The 6,847-nt window shown below is 62.3% G+C and carries 11 protein-coding genes, 1 tRNA gene, 1 other RNA gene and 1 pseudogene; 8 read left to right on the top strand and 6 right to left on the bottom strand.

Annotated elements, in window-relative coordinates:
• Positions 1–269, bottom strand: a pseudogene (locus tag GIY56_RS17935) (hypothetical protein); the annotation flags it as partial.
• A gap of 136 nt (positions 270–405) precedes the next feature.
• Between GIY56_RS17935 and GIY56_RS17930 the strand changes: the two are divergent.
• From GIY56_RS17930 to GIY56_RS17915, 4 genes are all read left to right on the top strand, one after another.
• Complete coding sequence (locus GIY56_RS17930; protein ID WP_328288595.1) at positions 406–1,005, top strand: riboflavin synthase; 600 nt, start codon at positions 406–408, stop codon at positions 1,003–1,005.
• Between the two features lie 52 nt (positions 1,006–1,057).
• Positions 1,058–1,546 carry a transcription antitermination factor NusB gene (gene nusB, locus GIY56_RS17925; RefSeq protein WP_154766211.1) on the top strand — a complete coding sequence of 163 codons (489 nt, stop codon included), beginning with the start codon at positions 1,058–1,060 and terminating at the stop codon, positions 1,544–1,546.
• A 73-nt stretch (positions 1,547–1,619) separates the two neighbouring features.
• The gene (locus GIY56_RS17920; protein WP_154766210.1) at positions 1,620–1,934 is read left to right on the top strand and encodes a hypothetical protein; all 315 of its coding nucleotides are present in this window, start codon (positions 1,620–1,622) and stop codon (positions 1,932–1,934) included.
• Between the two features lie 426 nt (positions 1,935–2,360).
• Positions 2,361–3,326 (top strand): DUF481 domain-containing protein, encoded by a 966-nt coding sequence (locus tag GIY56_RS17915; protein WP_154766209.1) that lies wholly within the window; start codon positions 2,361–2,363, stop codon positions 3,324–3,326.
• 104 nt (positions 3,327–3,430) lie between these two features.
• Here the strand turns inward: GIY56_RS17915 and ssrS are convergent.
• A non-coding RNA gene (ssrS, locus tag GIY56_RS19010) (6S RNA) lies at positions 3,431–3,588 on the bottom strand.
• Positions 3,589–3,669: 81 nt separating this feature from the next.
• Between ssrS and GIY56_RS17910 the strand changes: the two genes are divergently transcribed.
• Positions 3,670–4,134 carry an MmcB family DNA repair protein gene (locus GIY56_RS17910; protein WP_154766208.1) on the top strand — a complete coding sequence of 155 codons (465 nt, stop codon included), beginning with the start codon at positions 3,670–3,672 and terminating at the stop codon, positions 4,132–4,134.
• On the opposite strand, the gene GIY56_RS17905 is transcribed toward GIY56_RS17910, so the two are convergent.
• A complete protein-coding gene (locus tag GIY56_RS17905) occupies positions 4,115–4,333 on the bottom strand; it encodes a DUF6324 family protein (protein ID WP_154766207.1) in 219 nt (72 codons plus the stop codon). The two genes, GIY56_RS17910 and GIY56_RS17905, sit on opposite strands and share 20 nt — an antisense overlap.
• Before the next feature lie 103 nt (positions 4,334–4,436).
• On the opposite strand from GIY56_RS17905, the gene GIY56_RS17900 reads away from it, so the two are divergent.
• The 3 genes from GIY56_RS17900 to GIY56_RS17890 all read left to right on the top strand — a co-directional run bounded on the left by GIY56_RS17900 (position 4,437) and on the right by GIY56_RS17890 (position 5,720).
• Positions 4,437–4,513: transfer RNA gene (locus tag GIY56_RS17900), tRNA-His, on the top strand.
• Positions 4,514–4,621: 108 nt separating this feature from the next.
• Positions 4,622–5,059 carry a DUF883 family protein gene (locus tag GIY56_RS17895; RefSeq protein WP_154766206.1) on the top strand — a complete coding sequence of 146 codons (438 nt, stop codon included), beginning with the start codon at positions 4,622–4,624 and terminating at the stop codon, positions 5,057–5,059.
• 7 nt (positions 5,060–5,066) lie between these two features.
• Positions 5,067–5,720 (top strand): phage holin family protein, encoded by a 654-nt coding sequence (locus tag GIY56_RS17890; protein WP_154766205.1) that lies wholly within the window; start codon positions 5,067–5,069, stop codon positions 5,718–5,720.
• Positions 5,721–5,762: 42 nt separating this feature from the next.
• Here GIY56_RS17890 and grxD read toward each other — a convergent pair whose 3' ends face one another.
• The 3 genes from grxD to GIY56_RS18680 all read right to left on the bottom strand — a co-directional run.
• Positions 5,763–6,125, bottom strand: coding sequence for a Grx4 family monothiol glutaredoxin (gene grxD / locus GIY56_RS17885; RefSeq protein WP_154766204.1), 363 nt, complete (start codon positions 6,123–6,125; stop codon positions 5,763–5,765).
• A gap of 48 nt (positions 6,126–6,173) precedes the next feature.
• Positions 6,174–6,413, bottom strand: a complete 240-nt coding sequence (locus tag GIY56_RS17880; protein WP_154766203.1) for a BolA/IbaG family iron-sulfur metabolism protein — start codon at positions 6,411–6,413, stop codon at positions 6,174–6,176.
• A 112-nt stretch (positions 6,414–6,525) separates the two neighbouring features.
• Positions 6,526–6,847 (bottom strand): hypothetical protein (locus tag GIY56_RS18680; protein WP_230312628.1); only part of this gene is annotated, 322 nt, incomplete at its 5' end.

Genomic DNA, 6,847 nt, shown 5'->3' with positions numbered 1-6,847 from the left:
CGCACAAGATGACGAGCAGAACAAACGGACCGAGTTCCCTGCAATTCCTCCGGGTTTTCACACGGTCTGTGATCCTTGTCGGACCAGAAGAATTCATCCCCCGCATTGAAGGCGCAGCGCCAGACCTGCGAGCCGGCCGCCCGCAGCAGCCGACCAAGCTGGTCGAAGAACGGCCCGTGGGGACCCTGCAGCAGCAGGAAGACACGCTGTGCCGGTTCATCGGGCGGAAGTTTCCGCACGGGCGGAAAATCGTGACGGTCCTTGGTCACCTGCGAATCCTTGTCAAATGCGTCGCGCCAATTGCTGCCACTTGTGCATGGCAGGATGAAAAAGACGTAAAGACCCGGAAACCTTGCACCATCAAAGGCTATCGCCTAGGTTGCACACGAATGAAAGGGCTTTTGCGTGTTTACAGGCATAATTAGCGACATCGGAACCGTCCTTGCCGTCGAAATGCGCGGCGACATGCGCGCCAGGATCGGTTGCGGCTATGACATGGGCACCGTGGACATGGGCGCCTCGATCGCCTGCGACGGCGTCTGCCTGACGGTGGTGGACAAGGCGCCCGGCTGGTTCGCCGTCGATATTTCGGCCGAGACGCTGTCCAAGACCAATATCGGCGCGGATGGCTGGGCCGTCGGGCGCCGCCTGAACCTGGAACGCGCGCTGCGCGTGGGCGACGAGCTGGGCGGGCATATCGTCAGCGGGCATGTCGATGGCGTGGCCCAGGTGGTCGCCATGCACGACGAGGGCGACAGCCTGCGCCTGACCTTCGAGGCGCCGCCCGCCCTGGCGCGCTTCATCGCGCCCAAGGGGTCGGTGGCGTTGAACGGCACTTCGCTGACCGTGAACGAGGTTGACGGAAACCGTTTCGGCATCAACCTGATCCCCCATACCCGCCAGGTCACGACCTGGGGCGATGTCGCCGTCGGCGACGGGATCAACCTGGAAATCGACACGCTGGCCCGCTATGTCGCGCGGCTTGCAGAAGCCGGCGGGGCTTGACGCCCGGCGTCTTTCGGTTCATTTCAGCCGGTCTCTTTGCAAGGCCGGAACCATGAACCCGAACGAAGACAAGGCGAACGACAAGCGCGCGGATCGCCGGGCGCTCAGCAGCGGCGCGCGGTTCTATGCCGTGCAGGCGCTGTACCAGATGGAGGCCGCCGGCCAGTCCGCCGACCGCGTCATGCGAGAGTTCGAGATCCATCGCCTGGGGGCCGAGGACGAGGACGGGCGATACCTGCCCGCCGATGAGAACCTGTTCACCCGCGTGGTGGATGCGGCGGTCAACTGGCAGTCCAGGATCGACCAGGCGACGGATCGCGGGTTGGTCGCCAAATGGCCCATCGACCGCATCGACCCGGTACTGCGCGCCCTGTTCCGCGCCGCCGGGGCCGAACTGGTCACGCCGCAGACCCCGCCCCGGGTCGTCATCAGCGAATATGTCCGCCTTGCCGAAGCCTTCTTCCCCGAGGGACGGGAACCGAAGTTCGTCAACGCCGTGCTGGACCATGTGGCACGGGAATTGCGCCCCGAGGCGTTCTGACGCGCAGATTTCCGCTGCAAGTTTCGCGCGGGCATCCTATATTCGGGGCCTGCCGGGAAAACAGAGGTGCGTCATGCCCAAGATGGTCCGCGTCTATATCCGCAGCGTCCTGATCGGCGTTGCATTGTCCTGCTGCTTCGTCGCAGCGTTGCTGGCGCTGGATGTGGCGCATCTGCGGCATCTGATCCTGAACAGCAGCGTGGGCTGGCTGGCCGTGATCATGATGATCGTCTTCAACACCATCGTCTTTGCGGGCGTCCAGTTCGCGATTGCCGTGATGGCCGAGGCCGAGACGCCGCCGCCTTCCTCGGGGCGCAGGGCGTGGACGGGTGGCCGCCTGAAACCCGCCGTTGCGGTTTCTCCTGCATCGAAACGGCGCCGGGACTGAAAAGGCGGATTTGCTTCCTTGGTGCGAAAGTGCTGCGAAGCGTGTCTATTCTGCAACAACTTTCGCCGCTGCCGTGCCTTAAGGGATTGTGCGAATTCCGGGCAGTCACGGATTTGTTGCAAAGCCGCTGCCTGCTTTCTTGCAGGATGACGTTCCGGAAAATTCAACTTCCGCGTGGCGTTTCAATAGCTTCCGCAACTTTCGAAATGGTTCCTTTTTACCTGTTCAAGGTGATGTTTCGGCGGAAAACCGCATAGGTCACGTCCCGGGTTGTTTCCACACTTTTACGACATCAAGGGACGTTCTTGGCGGGTCTATGAACCCGGACAGGGCGGGATTACTTCATATTCCGCAGAGATGCTCTGGAGAGATGCTCTGGCGATCGTCAGGCTTCCAGAACAATAAAACTCAGCTCGTGAGGAAGACATGAAAAAAGTTACGCTGCTGACCGGCACCGCCGCGCTGATGGCCGCACTATCCGCCCCGGCCTTCGCCCAGACCGAGATTTCGGCAGGCGCCGACGCAACCGGCATTTCGGCCATCAACGACCGGATCATCGACGTTGAGGATGCCGTTCAGGACGATTTCGACCGTGACAACGACGACGCGCGCTTTGGCGCCCCGGATCGCCGCCAGGGCCTGTTCGGCTCGGTCGCGCTGACCTATGCGGGCAGCACGGGCAACACCGAAAGCCAGGACTTCTCGCTGGCCGGCCGCGTGTCGAACAACGCCGGACCCTGGCAGCAGTCGGTCGGGATGCTGATCGAGTTCGGCGAGGACGACAACGGCAACAAGGATCGTGAAGACGTTTCGACCATCTATGATGGCTCGTACTACTTCAACGACCAGTTCTATGCCTTTGTTCTGGGCCGCTTCACCATCGACGGTCTGGCCAATGGCGATCCCGACTATGACGGCCAGCCGGACGAGGAGATCGCCGAAAAGCTGGGCGACTTCGCCCGTGACGGCTTTATCGGCGTGGGTCCGGGCTATCGCGTGATCAATACCGAGGCGACCAGCTGGCGCGTCCAGGCCGGCATCGGCTATCGCTATACCCAGACCGGCGCGCAGAAGTCGGGCTTCAACCTGACGGACGAAGATGGCGACGGCGTGTTCGTGCGTGAAGACGTGGCGGATTCCTCGGACAGCGGCATCGGCTATATCGTGTCGTCGCGCCTGTATCATCGCTTCAACGAGCTGGTCTTCGTCACCAACGACACCGATTACCTGTCGTCGGAAGATTCGGACGACGTGATCACCAACCAGTTCGGTGTGAACTTCCAGATGTCCGACCAGCTGGCAACGCGGATCAGCTATACCACCGAATACCAGGAAAACCGTCCGATCCGCACGGACAACACCCTGGGCGTGTCGGTCGTTTACGGCTTCTGATTTCCCTCCCTCTGATCGGAAGCGCACTGGAAGGGCGGCCCGCAAGGCCGCCCTTTTTGCATGGAAAAACCGCCGCTGCGAGGGCAGGGCGGTTTGAAGGGGTGGCGGGAACCGCAGCGACCGCGGCAGCACGAGATTTCCCGAAAGCCTGGATTACCAGGTGGGCGCCGGGTAACGAGACCAGGGTCACGCCAGAGCCAGCCCCCTCGGAAAGATTATAGGCCAGTGGAAAAATGGCCGCTCGCGAGAAGAGCAGAAACCCGCCACGCAGAGAGATAAGGGCAGGGGCCGGCCTGTTCAAGCGGGTTGAAGAATGTTGCCGCTTCGTTCTATAACGCGCGCCATGACCGATCCGGAACCGATCCTTCCCGCCCTGCCGGGCCAACGACTTGCGCGCGGCGTGGGGCGGCTGCTGCGCAGCATGGATCACGCGGTGCTGACCGAATTCACGCCTGTCCGGGGGCTGCGCGTCGATGTCATCAGCATGGGGCCGAAGGGCGAATTCTGGATCGTCGAATGCAAGAGCTGCCGCGCCGATTTCATGGGCGACCGGAAATGGCAGGGCTATCTGGAATGGTGCGACCGCTATTTCTGGGCCGTCGATCGCGACTTCCCGACCGAGCTGCTGCCCGCCGAAACCGGCCTGATCCGCGCCGATGCCTATGGCGCCGACATCCAGCGCATGGCGCCCGAGGCGCGGTTGACAGGCGCGCGGCGCAGCAAGGTCATGCGCGACTTTGCCCGCTGTTCCGCGCTGCGGCTGCAAGGCCTGACCGACCCCGAGGCGTTCAGCGCCGCGGCTTCCTAGGCTTGCCGCCCGTCCGGTCCATCTGCCGGGCCGCCTCGGCCGCGGCCAGCAATTCCTCGGCGATCTCGGTCGCCTCGTCGGGATCGAAGTCCAGGGGCAGGTCGATCCCTTCGCCTTCGACATAAATCCGCACCATGCCCTGGTCCGTGGGGCCGATTTGCAGATTGGCCGCGATGTCGCTCTGGCTGTTGATGCTCATGACCGTTATCCTTGTCCTGTGATCGCTTTCTGTATCGCGGGTGAAAATTCCCGGCAAGACGGGCTTGCAACGGGCACCGACCGGCGTTAGAGAACGCATCCGTGCCGCCTTAGCTCAGTTGGTTAGAGCGCTAGATTGTGGATCTAGAGGTCCCCCGTTCAAGCCGGGGAGGCGGTACCATCCATCCTCTAAGCCATTGCTTGCCATTTATTCTTCCGATTTACGGAACCTTGATGTTTTCGCGGGGTTTAAGCCCTGATGGTGACAATCACACCGGAGGACATGAAGATGGCTCAATCCAACAATCCCACTGCCAACGACCTGAAGAACGACGCCACCGCGGCGGGCCAGAAGGCCAAGGCCGATCTGCGCGAAGGCGCAAACAAGATCGGCGACGACATCAAGGAAACGGCCGACAAGCTGTCGAACAATTCGGGCGCCGACAGTCTCAAGGAGCGCGGCGCCGAACTGGCGCAGAATGCCCGCGACACGGCCCAGGACTATGTGGAACGTGCCCGTGAAGTGGGCGAGGAATATGCCGGTCGCGCCCGCAGCGAAGCGGAACGGCTGTACCAGCAAGGCCAGCAGCGCGCGTCCGAGCTGACCCATTACGCCAGCGAGCGGTATGACGAAGTGTCCGAGATGGTTCGCCGCAATCCCGCGCAAGCCATTGGCATCGCAGCCGGCGTCGGCTTCCTTGTCGGCCTGATCCTGGCCCGTCGCTGAGGTTCCCATGTTCGACTATGCGCAGCGCCTTCAACTTGCTCTCAAGGATACGGCGCGCCGGTCGGCGATGAAGGCGGCTGCCGGGGTCATCCTGGTGGTCGCCGTCGGCTTCCTGATCGCCGCGCTCTGGTCTTTCCTGGCGCATGATCTGGGGTGGGGACCTGCCTTGGCATCGCTGGTCATCGGGGGCGTCTTTGTCCTGATCGCGATCATCCTGCTGGCGGTCTCGAAAAAACCCAAGCACGAGATGCCCACGACCGAAGACTTGCGCAAGGAAGTCGAAGCGCGAATCACTCTGGCAAAGGACGCAGCCATCGACAAGGCGCGTTCCGAAGCCGAGCGGATGATGGATGTCGCGGGCAACAAGGTCGTGTCGCTGATGGACGAGGCAAGCTTCCGCGCCAACAAGCTGGCCGACGACACAGAACGCCGCGTCTATGGCGTCGCCCGTCACGCCGCCGAGTCGGTCGGCCTGACCTCGACCAACATCAGCACGATGCGTTCCAAGATCGACGACGCCACCAATACCCTGTCGCGCGCCAACAACAGCAATGCAGCCAGCATCGCCAAGCTGTTGGGGGCCTTCGCCGTGGGAATCACCTTGGCGGCAAAGTTGCGCGAAGGGCGAGAGTCCGAGGACGACGAAGACGACCTCATCTGACGAAAGCGGGCCGCGTGATGCGGCCCGTTTCACCCTGCCGGTTCAGGCGTTGGCTTCGCGGATCTTGTCCGCGGCGGCTTTGTCGTAAGAGACGCCCTTCTGGTCGAACAGCTGGTCCAGTTCGCCGGACAGGGTCATCTCGGTCACGATGTCGCAGCCGCCCACGAACTCTCCCTTGACGTAAAGCTGAGGAATGGTCGGCCAGTCCGAGAAATCCTTGATGCCCTGGCGGACGGCATCATCGGCCAGGACGTTCACGTCCCGAAAATCGACGCCCATGTAGTTGAGAACCCCCGCGACACGGCTGGAAAAGCCGCACTGCGGCATTTCCTTCGTGCCCTTCATGAACAGCACGACATCGGCTGCATCAACGATGCCTTGAATTTTTTCAGCAACTTCGGTCATTTTCGTCATCCTGTTTCTGAAGGGCTGGCCCAGGGGCAGGGGCCTTGGTCAGGGGGCCTTCGTTGTCAAGGCAAGGGCGTGCAATGCGCCCGACTTGCCCGCCATCTGGTCCTGAAGCGCGGCATAGACGGCACGCTGTTGCTGGACACGATTCTGGCCGCGGAAGCTTTCGTCGATCACCTCGGCCGCATAGTGGTTACCGTCACCGGCAAGGTCGGTAATGGTGATCTGCGCATGGGGAAAGGCTGCGCGGATGAGGGCTTCGATGTCATGAGCTTCCATGGGCATGTGGCTATCCTTCTGCCTTTGCCCTGCAGATGTAGGGGAAGCAGGATAGGGCCGCAAGGCCAACAGGAAACGGCCGCGCCATGGCGCGGCCGTTTGTCTGGGAAAGGGCCGATCACTTGGCGGTGGCAGCGCCCACGGTGCCGCCGACAACGGCGCCTGCCGGTCCGGCGATCACCGCGCCGCCCAAGCCACCCGTAGCGGCCCGTTCCGTCGCCGTGTTGCCACAGGCTGCCAGGGCAAAGATCATGGAGCCGAAAAGACTTGCAGTCAGAAGTCGCATCAAAGGATCCTTTCTGCGCGCCCGAATGCGCGTTCTGACGATGAAAGCACCATCAACCGGAAAAGTTCCCGAAGGGCGCCACCAATGCGGATTCAAGATGAAATGCGACAAGAGCGTTGACGCAGCCTGACCCGGACAGGCGGAGACATCCGCC

This window comes from Paracoccus lichenicola, assembly GCF_009708075.1.
In the GTDB taxonomy this organism is placed as follows: Bacteria; Pseudomonadota; Alphaproteobacteria; order Rhodobacterales; family Rhodobacteraceae; genus Paracoccus; species Paracoccus lichenicola.
This window is presented reverse-complemented; position numbering and strand designations above follow the sequence as displayed.